Annotated in this window: 11 protein-coding genes; 3 read left to right on the top strand and 8 right to left on the bottom strand. The window is 48.1% G+C overall.

Translation table 11 applies throughout. From position 1 onward, the window contains the following. Positions 1 to 38: 38 nt before the first annotated feature. Positions 39 to 1217 carry a lytic polysaccharide monooxygenase gene (locus tag OU793_RS18050; RefSeq protein ID WP_069537046.1) on the bottom strand — a complete coding sequence of 393 codons (1179 nt, stop codon included), beginning with the start codon at positions 1215 to 1217 and terminating at the stop codon, positions 39 to 41. Between the two features lie 214 nt (positions 1218 to 1431). Beyond that, positions 1432 to 1872: an Lrp/AsnC family transcriptional regulator gene (locus OU793_RS18045; RefSeq protein WP_005482841.1), complete on the bottom strand. Its 441-nt coding sequence runs from the start codon at positions 1870 to 1872 to the stop codon at positions 1432 to 1434. Positions 1873 to 1986: 114 nt separating this feature from the next. Here OU793_RS18045 and OU793_RS18040 point away from each other — a divergent pair, with 114 nt between their 5' ends. Both OU793_RS18040 and OU793_RS18035 read left to right on the top strand, forming a co-directional pair. Next, a complete protein-coding gene (locus OU793_RS18040; protein ID WP_017447050.1) occupies positions 1987 to 2571 on the top strand; it encodes a LysE family translocator in 585 nt (194 codons plus the stop codon). Between the two features lie 179 nt (positions 2572 to 2750). After that, positions 2751 to 3524, top strand: coding sequence for a siderophore-interacting protein (locus OU793_RS18035; RefSeq protein ID WP_140307176.1), 774 nt, complete (start codon positions 2751 to 2753; stop codon positions 3522 to 3524). Between the two features lie 86 nt (positions 3525 to 3610). On the opposite strand, the gene OU793_RS18030 is transcribed toward OU793_RS18035, so the two are convergent. The 4 genes from OU793_RS18030 to OU793_RS18015 all read right to left on the bottom strand — a co-directional run bounded on the left by OU793_RS18030 (position 3611) and on the right by OU793_RS18015 (position 9828). Beyond that, complete coding sequence (locus OU793_RS18030) at positions 3611 to 4777, bottom strand: oligogalacturonate lyase family protein (protein ID WP_005482890.1); 1167 nt, start codon at positions 4775 to 4777, stop codon at positions 3611 to 3613. 56 nt (positions 4778 to 4833) lie between these two features. Continuing rightward, positions 4834 to 6606: a sodium:solute symporter family protein gene (locus tag OU793_RS18025; protein ID WP_005487072.1), complete on the bottom strand. Its 1773-nt coding sequence runs from the start codon at positions 6604 to 6606 to the stop codon at positions 4834 to 4836. A 300-nt stretch (positions 6607 to 6906) separates the two neighbouring features. Then, entirely contained in the window at positions 6907 to 9135 is a 2229-nt protein-coding gene (locus OU793_RS18020) for a hypothetical protein (protein ID WP_031417528.1), read from the bottom strand. 15 nt (positions 9136 to 9150) lie between these two features. Continuing rightward, on the bottom strand, positions 9151 to 9828 hold the full coding sequence (locus OU793_RS18015) for an oligogalacturonate-specific porin KdgM family protein (protein WP_005482845.1): 678 nt from the start codon (positions 9826 to 9828) through the stop codon (positions 9151 to 9153). A 129-nt stretch (positions 9829 to 9957) separates the two neighbouring features. Between OU793_RS18015 and OU793_RS18010 the strand changes: the two genes are divergently transcribed. Beyond that, the gene (locus OU793_RS18010) at positions 9958 to 11697 is read left to right on the top strand and encodes a transporter (protein WP_159404259.1); all 1740 of its coding nucleotides are present in this window, start codon (positions 9958 to 9960) and stop codon (positions 11695 to 11697) included. A gap of 184 nt (positions 11698 to 11881) precedes the next feature. Here the strand turns inward: OU793_RS18010 and OU793_RS18005 are convergent, their stop codons facing one another. Both OU793_RS18005 and OU793_RS18000 read right to left on the bottom strand, forming a co-directional pair. Then, positions 11882 to 12505 carry a bifunctional 4-hydroxy-2-oxoglutarate aldolase/2-dehydro-3-deoxy-phosphogluconate aldolase gene (locus tag OU793_RS18005; protein WP_005460834.1) on the bottom strand — a complete coding sequence of 208 codons (624 nt, stop codon included), beginning with the start codon at positions 12503 to 12505 and terminating at the stop codon, positions 11882 to 11884. 11 nt (positions 12506 to 12516) lie between these two features. Continuing rightward, positions 12517 to 13446: a sugar kinase gene (locus OU793_RS18000; RefSeq protein WP_005482884.1), complete on the bottom strand. Its 930-nt coding sequence runs from the start codon at positions 13444 to 13446 to the stop codon at positions 12517 to 12519. Between the last annotated feature and the right edge of the window lie 123 nt (positions 13447 to 13569).

Genomic DNA, 13569 nt, shown 5'->3' with positions numbered 1-13569 from the left:
TGAGAAGGGTTTTACTGTTCAGGGCCCAAATAACTGGCTTAACGCCATACACCCCATTGACCCGTTGTGCCTGGTTCCTCACCAGACGTCCACCACTGGGCAGTCCATTCTTTGCCGTTGTGCGTCACCACATCACCTTGGTTGTAAACGGCCGTCTTGTCCCACAAGTTGGTTGGTTCAACTGGTGGCGGTACATCCGCTTTGATCAGTGACAACGCATAACTGAAGTCTGCACTTGGCGCTAATACTTGGTTTGCATTCACGTTCTTACTATCGAACATGTAGTGATTCATCTCTTGATGCCAAATGCCCACATACCAATCGCCCGTTTGCTGCGCGTTAAATTGATCTGCTATTTCTGCCGCCCAAGTAGCCGTATTGTTTGTGCTGATTGGTAGTGAAATATCGACAATTTCATTCCCCGTCGCATTAAACGTACGGAAACGCACCGTATCGCCAGACTCTACTGGCCCAAAACCTTGCTGAACAAAGTAGCCTAGAGATGTCAGATTGTTGCCCGGTTCGGTTGGATCAACAGGGTCAGTCGGTGGCGTCGTGCCTGTTCCGTTTAACGTAATGTCACTACAGTTGTAGAAACCTTCACCAGCAACATCAATACGCTGCCAACGAGTGTAAAGTACCGCATCGCCGGAACGATCAGCAGGGAAAGTCACCTGAATACGGTAGCGTTTTTCCGCATCGACATACACATCACCTGCGGTGTCGATCAGATCTAAATCACTCCAAGTAAGAGGTTTTGAATCATCATAAGTTGGCTTGGTGAGATAGAATTCCCAGTACGATGGGTTGTGCGGCGCTTTGCCGTAAAACACCAATTCAATCTGGTTGTTTGCATCTGGCGTAACATTGGTGCGCTGCCAGTTTGGAGAAGGAATGTTCAAGCCTTTCTTAGCCGCATCGCCGGCAGAACACAGTTCACCGTCACGAACCACCGCCTGAACGTGTGCCATGTCGCGGTAGTTTGGTACGTTCGCCGCAATTTCGCTGCGTTGCACAAACGGGTACGCGCCAGATTCTTCAAAAGCCGCTTTACACGCTTGGTTAGGGATCTCGTTGGTCCAAAAGCCACCGTCTAAATAACACGTATTTTGACGAGCACTTGGAAACTCTACCCAGCCATGGGCGTTGACGTTAAATGAGCTCAATGCGGCAACAGCGCTTAAGCTCAAAAGAGGAAGTGTTACATGTGATTTCATCGTTCATCCTTAATTTTGCTGACTCGCCGCTCTGAAACACAAGCGGTTTAAGCAAAACTAGCAGGATGGGATTATTTAGAAGGTGAGAATAAATATGGAAATTGTAAGAGTGCCATCTGCTTTCCAGCATTTGTTGTGAACCATTCTCATACTCGACTGACTCTTTCGAGTCACTTCAAATTCGTGTGCCACAAAAACTGTCACTCTCGTTTGGCTAGCGCTCGTCTTTTGGTGTGTCCATCACCACCATGGTTGTGATCGACTTGACGTGTTCGCACTCACCCAACACATCAGCGTGAAACGCTTTATAAGCGGCGAGATCTTGTGTTTCCACACGCAGCAAATACTCGTTCGCACCAGTGATGTTGTGACATTCCACCACCTCGTTTACAAAACGCACATGCTCTTCGAAACCCAACTGTGCCTGCTTAGAGTGCGAGGCCAAACCAATCGACACATAAGCGACAAAACCCACACCAAGTTGCTGATTATCCAGTACCGCTCGGTAGCCTTTGATCACGCCTTTACGCTCTAAATCTTGCACTCGGCGTAAGGTTGCAGACGGAGATAAACCAACGCGTTCCGACAGCTCCACATTGGAGATTCTTCCGTCTCGTTTGAGCACTTGCAATATTCTTTCGTCAAATCTATCCATGATGATGTTTCATTGCTTATTTAGTTTCTAATCATCAAATAAAAGCACAATATTGACCTCAGTTCTACTTATAGTTGTTCTCAACTTATCGAGAACTGATTCAAGGAACAATCTATGGAATATCATCAACTGGGCGCTTTGGCGTTGTTCGCTTTTGTCTCCACTTTTACGCCGGGTCCCAATAACATTATGTTGATGACCTCAGGGGCCAATGTCGGCTTTAAACGCACTATCCCACACATGTTGGGCATTACCTTCGGCTTTGGTGCCATGCTAATTTTGGTGGGCATTGGCTTGATGAGCCTGTTCCATGCCTACCCGCTCACCCACTCCATTTTGAAAGTATTGAGCTTGAGTTATTTGCTGTACTTGACGTACAAAATCGCCACCAGCGACAAAACCGAAACAAAACACGATTTTCGCCCGATGTCTTTTTTAGGGGCTGTCGCATTCCAGTGGGTGAACCCAAAAGGTTGGTCGATGGCGTTGACGGCGATTACGGTATACACCAGCGGCGGTTCTTGGCTTGAACTGACTTTTATCGCCGGTATCTTCTGTTTAGCCAACTTGCCATCGGTGACATTTTGGACGGCGGCAGGCATGCAATTGCAGCGTTGGTTGACCACCGATAAACGCGTTAAGGGGTTCAACTACAGCATGGCCGCTCTGTTGCTTTTGTCTACGATTCCAATGATATAAGTCCATTTATGGTTAAAAAACGACTCACTTTACGTGGTTAGAGAAAGGATAGAGGTAATATTTTTCTTGAGGCTTTGGCGTTAATTCACAGTGTAAATTTGTTTAAAGACGCTACCCTCTTGTTAGGGAACTTGATAATCTTTAAATGAGAAAGAGAATAATTATCGAGTAAAGTAACAATGAAAAAGAAGCCTCAACCTAAAACGCTTGTTGTCACAGACACAGAAACCATCACTCCAAACATGCAGCGCATTACCTTGCAAGGTGAGGCGCTGAGCCACTTTCCTCGTGACTGCGAAGGCAGTTACATCAAATTACTGTTTAACGATATGGGCGGCGCGGATCTGAGCATCCTGTCAGAAGACGACCGACCAATCATGCGCACTTACACAATTCGACGCTTTCATCTAGAAACCAGCTCAATCGAAGTGGATTTCGTCCGACACGTAACGCAAGATCTGCAATGCGGATTTGCAGCACGTTGGGCAATGGCCGCGCAAAAAGGCGACACGATCAGCATCGTGGGGCCGGGTAGCATCTCCAACTTAAATACTGAGGCGGATTGGTTCTTCATGGCTGCCGATATGACGGCACTTCCAGCGCTTTCTGCGAAAATTCGTACGTTGCCAGAAGAGGCCAAAGGCTATGCAGTGATCAGCGTGATGTCTCCAGCCGACATCCAACCCCTACACGCGCCAGCAGGCATGGAGTTGATTTGGTTAACCGAAGGGCAAGCCTTGGCTGATAGCGTTCGCGAACTCGAGTGGTTAGATGGTAACGCTTCGATATGGTGTGCGTGTGAGTTCGATTCAATGCGTGCGCTGCGCCGATATTTCCGCAATGAGAAAGAAGTCGATCGCGAGAATATCTACATCAGCAGCTATTGGAAGCAAGGCGTGTCTGAAGATGGGCACAAAGTGATTAAACGTGAAGACGCGGAATCCAACCAATAGTGGTTCATGTCTTTTCGATTCCAGCTCTCATCCTAATAAAAACGCCCGGCATCACCGGGCGTTTTTCATCATCATGTTTGACGTAATCAGTGTTTGTAAGACTCCGGCACGTCCGCAATGTAAATCGCAGGAACGCCTTCAAAGTCACTGGTAAACAACACGCCATCATCGTTCGGTGTGAATGACGGATGCGGGTGAGTAATTTGGCGATCGCCATCCAACACATCCCAAGATGTGCTGTGCTTACACAGTTTTTGCGCCGATTTCGCTTTTGTGTTCAATACATACAAGAACGGGTCATTTTCGATGTTGTAGCTGTCCGCGTCTGCAACATCAACTGGCGCATCGCAACCATCACCAACCATCAAAGAACCATCGAAGTTACTCATGAGGTGAGAACAAGGTGGCATCACCATCACTTCTTCATTCTCTAATGTCTCTGGGTTGGCTTTGTAAATCACGCGATCAGTTTGACCTTTGAAGTAAGAAACGTACGCCATTGCGCTGCCATCTGGAATCCAGAACTCGTGCGTGCACGATTCACCTTCTGCGTGCTCTTTGATCTTACGAACGTTGCTGCCATCTTCATTGACCAGCCACATGCGCGCATCCACCAAATCATGCGGACCTTCATGACAGAAACCAACCGTTGAGTCATCAAACGGACGGTAAATCGGGTGACCTAGCCACGCAGTGTCTTGATGGATCACCTCCAGCTCACCGGTTTCGATATCCACTTTAATTAGGCGACAAGTTGGATTGGTGTGGTAGAACTCGGCAAACTTTTCCCACGATGTCAGCGGTTGCCAATCACGTTTTAAAATCTCGATGCCGACTAACTTGGTACAGTCAGAATTTGCCACCCAAGTACCGTAGCCTTTCCACTCTTCATCGACCGTATAAATGACTTGTTCTTCCAGCGTTTCTAAATCGACTTTCATCAAATTCAGTTCGTTTTTCACGTAGAAAAATGCACGCTCATCCGTCGAAATGAAACCGCCAAAGGTGTTGTCACCTTTACCTTCCGTCAGTTGGACTGCTTGTTGCGTTTCAAGGTTAAGCAGGTAATAGTTGCGATTTCCGTCGAAATCACCTGCAAACAGCAGCTTTTTTCCATCCTGAGTAAAGCACTTCTGGTAAAAGTAGTTACGGTGACAAATCACGTCCGTTGGCGTTAATCGCGTCACTTTCACTTGGGTATCACTATCAACAAACGTTTCGAAGTTGAGAGTAATCACATCACCTTTAGCCATAATATATCTCCACAAAAGGGCTGCCCAAGCGAGGGCAGCCAAAACAAAAATTCAGATTATTGGGTCGTTGTCGCGGCTACTTTAGAGGGCTGCGTGTCTAGCTTGGCACTCTTCTTCAAGCCGTAGCCCACAGCAAAGACTGACGCGGCACAGGCAAGGAACAATAGGCGGCCCCATAGTGGGTTAGGAATCAACACCATCAGTGTTAAACCTGCGGCCATGTAGATAACCAGCGTACCCAATTTCGCGCGTTGCATGCGGTCAACAATGTCTTGACCTTCTTCTGCAACACACTCGGTGTCCACATCTTTAAAGAATTCCGCCGTTGTCTCTTTGTGCGTGTCTGTTTCTTCTTTGTAGAACAGAGTCGATAGGCAGAAGAAACCAGCAGTAAAGACAAGGTGAGCAGCAATGGTGATCATTGTGCGCATTTCACCTGCTTCGCGGCGTGTTAGCTCATCCATACCGAACCAGCTACCAACAAATTCTGGAGTGAAGATTTTCACCACTGACCAAGAGACAAACATACCAACCACAACTGTTGCCCATGGTGCCCATTTCGGCGTTCTACGAATGATGATGCCAAGGAACAATGGAACTAGGATTGGTGATTGAAGTAGCGTCGCCACTTGCATCATTAGATCAAACAAGCTTAGGTGCTTCAGTGAGTTGAAGAACTGAGCCATCATGATAACCAGGATGCCGTTCACCAAACATGCGATTTGACCAGCACGCAGTAGCTCTTTATCCGAAGCTTGGCCTTTACGCACGATGTTTGAGTAGAAGCTGCGAACGAAAATACCTGAGTTACGGTTTAGTGCAGAGTCCATCGAAGACATGGTCGCCGCAAACAGACCTGCCATGAGCAGACCAACGGTGCCTAGAGGCATTGTTTCACGAGCGAAGACAAGGTAAACCGCATCGCTTGCTTTCGCACCCAATGATGAGTATTGCGTTGCTGCATCTGGATACAGGATTGCTGAAGCCCAAGGTGGGATGAACCAAATTACCGCGCCAAATAGCATCATCACAAGCGCCATCAGCGCAGCTTTGCTTGCGTTTTTCGAATCTTTCGCGTTAAGGAAACGGTAAGACTCCTGCATGTTGTTGATACTTTGCAGCTGTTTCACTACGAAGAAGATGAACGTACAAACTAACAGTAGTGGGTAGTTCATATCTGGGCCCATGATGAAGCCACCAGGGAAGTTCTCAACGATCTCGCCAGGGCCACCAACGACGTACAATGCAACTGCCGCACAAGCAATGGAGATAACCGCAACTACCAGCGTTTGAATAAAGTCCGACGCCACTACGCCCCACGCACCACTCAGCAATGAGATAGCCAATACCGCAAGGCCAGTCACCCAAATGGTAGTCACGATGTCGGCATTAAATACCGCAGAAGCAAACACACCCAAACCGTTTAGCCAAACACCCGCGTTAATCACACTTAATGGAATGATTACCCAAGTGAAAAACTGCTCGTTAGTGTTACCAAAGCGGCGTTTTACCCCTTCAGTTGGTGTATCAACTCGCATTTGGCGGAAGCGGCGAGCAAAGTAGAAGTAAGCGAAAACGTACGCCACCATGTTGCCAACAAACACGGCCAATACCGCGAAGCCATCGTTAAACGCTTTACCCGCTGCACCGGTAAACGTCCATGCAGAGAACTGAGTCATAAATGCTGTGGCACCAACCATCCACCAAAGCATCTTACCGCCCCCGCGGAAATAGTCGCTGGTACTATTGCTTGCCATTTTTTTGAACAGCAAGCTGATTGCCACCATCAGGGCAAAGTAGCCTGCTATTACTAAGTAATCGTATTCCATAATAGAAACCTCGAAACGCTGTTTTAATTTAGATAAATTATATTTTCAAAAAACAAAACTAACTGAGACAAAAATCAAAACAACGGTTCATTTTTTATTTTTTGCGCTCAAACGTGATGAAGATCAATAGTGAGCGTCTTGTAAATAACTGCGGATCCATACTCGTCACTGCTGCATTCCCTTAGTTAATCTTAGAACCAAAAAGAGATTGTCACTGACAAGTCGAAAAGCGTAAAAATGCGACCGTTGTAAGGTGAGTTTTGACGAAAAAAAGGGCTCCTGAGAGCCCGTGGTTACTCGTTAGTGAATAAGTTGCTTAAGCTGCATCGCCTCTTGCTTACCCGGAATGGCTTGTTGGGTATCAATCACCGACGCTTGCTTTAATGGCGCGAGCGTTTTGCTGTCGACCGCTTTGCCATCACTGGTGTAAGTCGTGCCATTTTCGACCAACGCATTGCCAGTCGATTTCGCACTGTTGATCACGTCGTCATATTTGCTGCTGACGTGGAATCGGTAAGAACGGTTATTGGTGAACGTGCCTTGCTCAATCTCGCCGGAATATGGGCTCTTACGGAACAAGTAGTTGAAGCGCTTGTTATCAATCGACACGTTGTCGCTCAATACCAGTGCACCAGGGTTAAAGTTGTCCGTAAATCCGTCCATGTTGTTATTGAAAGACAGGCTGTTTTTCACCACATGTGGAACCGGAATCCCCTCGCCGCCTAGCTTGAAGCCGTTACCAATCGTGCCACCCTTGTTGGCAACATCGAGTGTGCGACCGTTGCTGAACGAGATGGAATCCAAAATGGTCACCGCACCGTTTGCGCCATCTTCCACTTTGTTGAACAAGTCCCAACCGTCATCAATGTTGTGGTGAGACAAACAACGGATGAAGGTGTTGCCATCGCCGATGCGCATCTTGGCCGCAAAACCGTCTGCGTTGATCTGCGAAGGATCCATGTTGTTGTAGCTTTCGCTTTCAATCACTTGGTTGTAACTTGCCCACAGTGCGCGGCCAATGTTTTCAGGAGAGGTGATCACGAAACCAGTATCTGGCGCGCCGTGTGTCACCATTTTTTCGAAGGTGTTGTGGCTACCATGAACAATGAACTGCGCACCCGCAACTTCAATACCTTGGTAATGCCAGTAATTTGCCTCGTGACGAAGTTCCGAAACAAAGCGAACATTGTCTCCTTCCGCACGTAGGTGCTTGAGCTTGTCGACACTGCCACTCGCCGTCAGCGGGATTTCCATCCCTTGGTAGTCGCCATCTTTCAAAATGATGGTGCCACCAGCAGGAAGCAGTTCTACTGCGGTAGCTAAATCAAGCGGTTGCGCTTGAGATCCGTTGCCTTTGTCACTGCCGTTTGGTGCAACATACAGCGTCATTGGGTCTGGCAGAGAAACAACGTCAACGCTGTAACGGTGCGCTTGTGTCTCTTTGTTTGGGCCGTCAATGGCGGTGAATCTCACTTCCATTTGATTCGCGCCGCTATCAAGTGTCAGCCACTGGCTGAACAGCTCGCCCGCCGTCACGGTTTGCTTCGCAACCACTTTGCCATTGTGCAGAACTTCAAATTCGCCCGAGTAGTTGGCACGAGCTTGAACCGGATACTCTTTGGTTGCAGAGCGAGGTGAAGAAGCGATTTGGAATACCAGTTCTCCCTGCTTGGCCGCGTATTTGGGAGCGTCCACGGTATCCGCCGCAGCAAGCTGCAAATCGACATTGCTCACCGTCATTTTTGCATTGCGTGACGCAAAGAAGCCGACGTATTGCGAGTCTGAGTTTTGCATTTCAACGATATTGGCATTCGCGCCTTTTACCGCTTGCTCAACGAATTTTTCGCCATTACGGTAGCTGACTTTGAAACCATCATTGGTGCGTGTCAGCGTCATGCGGTAGGTTTCAGCCGTGCCGTAAGGCACCCCTTCCACATAATCGACACGGCTTAAACGGTTACCCGGTGTTCCCCAAGGTTGATAAACGCCTTCACGAAACGATGCGTTGATGTTGGTCATGCCATCGTTCGTGCGGGTGTGAGAACGCATTAGGTTCATCACCATGTTCGATGCAGACGGAAACTCTTCATGGCCCTCAGGTTGCGGCACTAAACGCTCGGCACCTAGAATGTCGCGCACCATCAAACCTGCGCCTTCTTGGCGGTTGGGTGTCGCGCCTGTTTCCGGGCCAAGCTGTTCAAGCACCACATCGGCACTGAGGGTAAAGTTCACATCAGTTGGTAGCTCGGTGTAGTAAAAGGTGAGTCCTTCATGCGAGTTAGCTAACTTGCCGCCGCGGCTTTCAATGGTAAATGTGGACGCTAACTTGCCAGCCGCGACAGCCTCACCATTGACCGTCACTTGGTTCACGCCGACTTTTTCCGGCAAAATGGTTGAGCCAAAATTCATGTCGGTCGATTGACCAAAAGTGATCGCTTTCCAAGTCAGGTCTTCGACCTTAATCTCAGCAGCGTGTGCGGCTGGGGCCAATATGGCCGCCAGACACAAGGCTAAAGTGTGTTTTTTCATGGTCACTTTTCCTTGTTAGAAGTTGTATTTCAAACCGACACGGAAACGAGGAACATATTCATCTTTAAACTCTGAGCCATCACCCTTGTGCGTGATAGCCGCGATAGCGAAGAATGGAATCACGCCACTTTCCAGCTTGGTGTATTCGCCTTTAAAGTCGATCAGCTGATCATGACCTTTGTCTTTCCAGCCACCTTCACCGCCATGAATATCTTTGTACTCCGCTTCTACGCCAAGCTTGCCCCATTCAAACTTACGGTTTGCGTAAAGGTTGAGCTGGTTGTAACGCGAGTCGTCCGTATTTTTGTACCCATGACGAATACGCGCAGCGACATCCCACTCGTCATTGATTTTGTACGCGCCCGTCAAGTTGTACTTGAACACTGACGCACCCGATGGGCTGGCATCAATGTTAATGCCCGGCGTTAGAGAGAAATTGTCGGTCGCTTTCCAACGGTAGCTCACGCCAGTTTCATGGCCTGCATTGCCCATGTGACCATCTTTGTAGTTCCATTTTGCTTCCACGCTAAAACCGATTTGGTTATCGAAACGGTGAGAAACGTAAATACGATCTCGATGTTCGTCACCATCACGATCAGGCACATATTCATGACGAATATCCACCGATGCGGCAGCCGCTAAACCAGAAGTCATTGCAAGTAAGAGTGCAGAAGTAAGGTATCTAACTTTCATTTTGAAACACCATTTTATTTTATAATAAATCTTGTTTTAATATATTCATTATTACGTACTGATAAAGTCCTTATCGGTATTTTTGTGATCTTTAAAACGGTGTTTTAATTTTTTCGTGAGCTATGACACATGACTTTATTGGATTCGATGATCGTAATGATCTATCTGCTCTTTATTGGGATCGCTGCGTGGCTATTTCGCCGCTTTTCCACCTCGTCGAACGACTTCCTTCAAGGTGGAGGAACCATGATGTGGTGGATGGCTGGCGCGACTGCATTCATGACGCAATTTTCAGCGTGGACGTTTACGGGTGCCGCAGCCAAAGCGTATGAAGATGGCATCAGCGTGATGTTCATCTTTTGGGGAAATGCGTTGGGATTTTTCGTCGCGGCAGCTTTTTTTGCGCGTCGCTATCGAAGGTTACGCGTAGAAACCGCCATGGAAGTGATTCGAGTGCGGTTTGGCCACACATCAGAACAGCTATTCACATGGTTAAGCTTTCCGCTGACTTTGATCGCCTGTGCTATTTGGATGAACGGATTGGCGTCTTTTTTCTCTGCCGTTTTTGCCATTGAGATGTCGACCACCATTCTCGCTATGGGGGTGATCGTCACTTTGATCGCCGTGAGCGGAGGCGCGTGGACGGTGTCTGTGACGAATGTGATTCAATTAATTTTGCTGATCGCCATTACTCTAGTGATCGGCTATACCGCACTGCAACGCTTTGACTCACCAAGCGAAGTATTTGCGCACGCCACGCCAATTTATGGTGAACAGATCAGGATGCCGTCTCTGTTTGTGATGTGGGCAATCGCCATGCTGCTGCAACAAACCATGAGTAATAACCACACCTTGAGCTGCTATCGCTTTCTGACCACCGCCAACGATAAAGACGCCACCAAGGCCGCATTCGTTGCTGGTGTGCTGTTTGTTTTTGCACCTGTACTGTGGTTTATGCCAGCGTGGTTCGTGGCAGCGCAAAACATCGATTTACTGGCGATCTATCCTGCACTAGAGCAGAGTGCGAACAACGCCGCTTATCTTTACTACATCCAACATTACATGCCTCAAGGTTTACTCGGATTGGTGATGGTGGCATTGGTGGCCGCGACCATTGCGCCGCTTTCATCAGCACACAACCGCAACGCTGGCATTGTGGTCAAAAGCCTCTACCAAGTGTGGTTCAACCCAAATGCTACCAGTCGTCAGCAGTTGATGGTTGGAAAAATTGCGACGGTAGTATCTGGCGTATTAGCCACGGCCACAGCTTTGCTGCTGGCGTCTGTTGAGTCTTACAGCTTGTTCGACATGATGATTGTGTTCGCGGCGTTCATTCAGATGCCAATCAACATCCCATCTCTGCTTGCACTCGTCAGTTTGAAAACACCAAACTGGTCGGGGTGGGCCACCGTTATGGTCGGATGCGCAGTATCACTCTTTATGATGTTTATCTTTGATGTACAGTGGCTCTCTTCCTTGCCATTAACGCCAAGAGAAAGCAAAGACCTGTCCGTGGTCGCAACGCTTGCCGTTCATTTACTGGTGACTGGAGGCTTCTTCCTGTTTACGCGGGTCTTTTATGCCAAAGAGTCACCATCAATCCAGCAAAGTCGCACTGCACTTGCGATTCAACTAGCCACACCGATCAGCGACGAGGAGCTGTCCCCTATCAATCATAAGCAAGGACTTTATGTCGGCTCCATCACAGCGTTGGCGGGCATGTTACTGATTCTTGCCGGCGTCGTGTTAACGGGCTCTTCTCAATCCATCTTTGTCGCAATTGGCTGCATTGTGTTGCTGTTTAGCTTGTTCCTACTACAACCTACCCAGCACTCTAAACGTACTTGGCAGAAACAAAAAACTAAGTAAGTAAATGGGTAAGTAAACCGTATTGGGCGCGTTGTTTTGTGTCGCGCCTAGTGGAAAGCTGGTTTTTAACTCGCCAAAACTGCACATAAAAAAACGCCTACGGTGGAGCCGCAGGCGTTGGCAAATTGCTCAAAAGATCGTTCGACTATCTACGATAGTTCTCGGCGCTAACCGGGGTGAGGAATTATTCGATAATTCCCGCAACTTCACGAACCAGCTTCGCCAGTTCATCCCATTGCTCGTTGTCAATCAAATCGCCGGGTACCATCCAAGTACCACCACACGCTAAGACTGAAGAAATAGACAAGTAATCTTTAACATTGCTTGGGCTCACGCCACCGGTTGGCATGAATTTTACAGGATAAACCGCAGATAATGCTTTTAGCATCGCGACGCCGCCTGACGGTTCTGCTGGGAAAAACTTCAGCGTACGCAGACCCATTTCCATTGCTTGTTCAACCAAGCTTGGGTTGTTGACACCAGGGACGATGGTCACGTTACGCTGTTGGCAGTATTTCACTGTAGTTGGGTTGAAACCTGGGCTCACAATAAAGTCCACGCCCGCATCAATCGCTTCATCCACTTGCGCGCTTGTCAGCACAGTTCCCGCGCCAATCAACATCTCTGGGTACGCTTCGCGCATGTTTTTGATCGCTAAAGCGGCATCCTCAGTACGGAACGTCACTTCAGCACATGGCAGGCCATTTTCAATCAGCACCTGTGCCAATTTCACTGCCTTGCCTGCGTCTTTGATCGCGATAACAGGGACTACTTTAATTTCTGAAAGTTGTTGGTTCAGATCTTTCATTTCATCGTTCCTTAAATAGTTGGCATCGCTTGGCTTGGAATGATCGCGCCGCGATGTTGAATAACTGTGCCAGCCACTTTGTGCCCAGCAAGCGCAGACTCAGCAACGTCTCCGCCTAAAATTCGTTTTGCAAGATAACCCGCACTAAAAGAATCACCCGCCGCCGTGGTATCCACCACAGCATCAACCTTCAAGGCCGCAACGGTGTGTTGTTGATCTTGCGTCACAACAAAGCAGTCGTCCGCGCCACGTTTCACAATGATCTCTTTAACGCCAAAGTTTTTCGTGCGGCTGATCGCTTCATCTTCGTGCTTATCTCCCCACAGCATGACCTCGTCATCGAAGGTCAAAAATGCCATGTCGGTGACGCTGAGGATCTTTGAGTAAAAATCACGAGCTTGCTCGATGTTAGGCCAAAGCTTAGGACGGAAGTTGTTATCGAATGCGATTTTCACACCTTCTTTACGGCACATTGTTAGCAGCTCAATCAACATCTGACGACAATCGTCCGAGATGATCGCCAAGCTAATGCCACTCAGGTAGATCATTTGATGCTGGCAAAGATCTTTCACCAACGACAACAATGCTCGTTCACGCAACCAGTATTTTGCTGCCGCATCATTACGCCAGTAAAAGAAGCTACGCTCGCCATCTTCGGCGGTTTCAATCGCGTAAATGCCTGGCAATTTATCTTCAGAAAGGTAGACCATGTCCGTATTGATCCCCTCTTCACGCCATGCCGTTAGCATTTCACGACTAAACGGATCATGCCCTAATCCCGTCACATACGAAGTTTCGACCCCGTGTTGTTTGGTTAAACGAGAAAGGTACACCGCGGTATTGAGCGTATCACCGCCAAAACCTTGCTGTAGCACGCCGTCATGTTTTTTAAGCTCCACCATACATTCGCCGATGATGGCGACACGACTGATTGGGTTCATGGGAAGTCTCCTCAGTATTTGATGCCGCCATTATTGCAATTACAAAACCAGTTAACAATAAAAATAAAACGACGGTTCATTTATTTCGTGAACTTGATCTATCTGCGTGCTTTCTCGGCCAGA

The sequence above is a fragment of the Vibrio sp. VP6 genome (assembly GCF_028823755.1).
In the GTDB taxonomy this organism is placed as follows: Bacteria; Pseudomonadota; Gammaproteobacteria; order Enterobacterales; family Vibrionaceae; genus Vibrio; species Vibrio parahaemolyticus.
The sequence above is the reverse complement of the archived record's forward strand: the minus strand, read 5'-3'. Positions and strand labels throughout refer to the sequence as shown.

Bases quoted from the DNA above. Each gene is read 5' to 3' on its own strand.
- OU793_RS18045 (WP_005482841.1), bottom strand. From the start codon at position 1,872: ATGGATAGATTTGACGAAAGAATATTGCAAGTGCTCAAACGAGACGGA.
- OU793_RS18005 (WP_005460834.1), bottom strand. From the start codon at position 12,505: ATGAAAGATCTGAACCAACAACTTTCAGAAATTAAAGTAGTCCCTGTT.
- OU793_RS18010 (WP_159404259.1), top strand. From the start codon at position 9,958: ATGACTTTATTGGATTCGATGATCGTAATGATCTATCTGCTCTTTATT.
- OU793_RS18015 (WP_005482845.1), bottom strand. From the start codon at position 9,828: ATGAAAGTTAGATACCTTACTTCTGCACTCTTACTTGCAATGACTTCT.
- OU793_RS18020 (WP_031417528.1), bottom strand. From the start codon at position 9,135: ATGAAAAAACACACTTTAGCCTTGTGTCTGGCGGCCATATTGGCCCCA.
- OU793_RS18035 (WP_140307176.1), top strand. From the start codon at position 2,751: ATGAAAAAGAAGCCTCAACCTAAAACGCTTGTTGTCACAGACACAGAA.
- OU793_RS18040 (WP_017447050.1), top strand. From the start codon at position 1,987: ATGGAATATCATCAACTGGGCGCTTTGGCGTTGTTCGCTTTTGTCTCC.
- OU793_RS18050 (WP_069537046.1), bottom strand. From the start codon at position 1,217: ATGAAATCACATGTAACACTTCCTCTTTTGAGCTTAAGCGCTGTTGCC.
- OU793_RS18025 (WP_005487072.1), bottom strand. From the start codon at position 6,606: ATGGAATACGATTACTTAGTAATAGCAGGCTACTTTGCCCTGATGGTG.
- OU793_RS18000 (WP_005482884.1), bottom strand. From the start codon at position 13,446: ATGAACCCAATCAGTCGTGTCGCCATCATCGGCGAATGTATGGTGGAG.
- OU793_RS18030 (WP_005482890.1), bottom strand. From the start codon at position 4,777: ATGGCTAAAGGTGATGTGATTACTCTCAACTTCGAAACGTTTGTTGAT.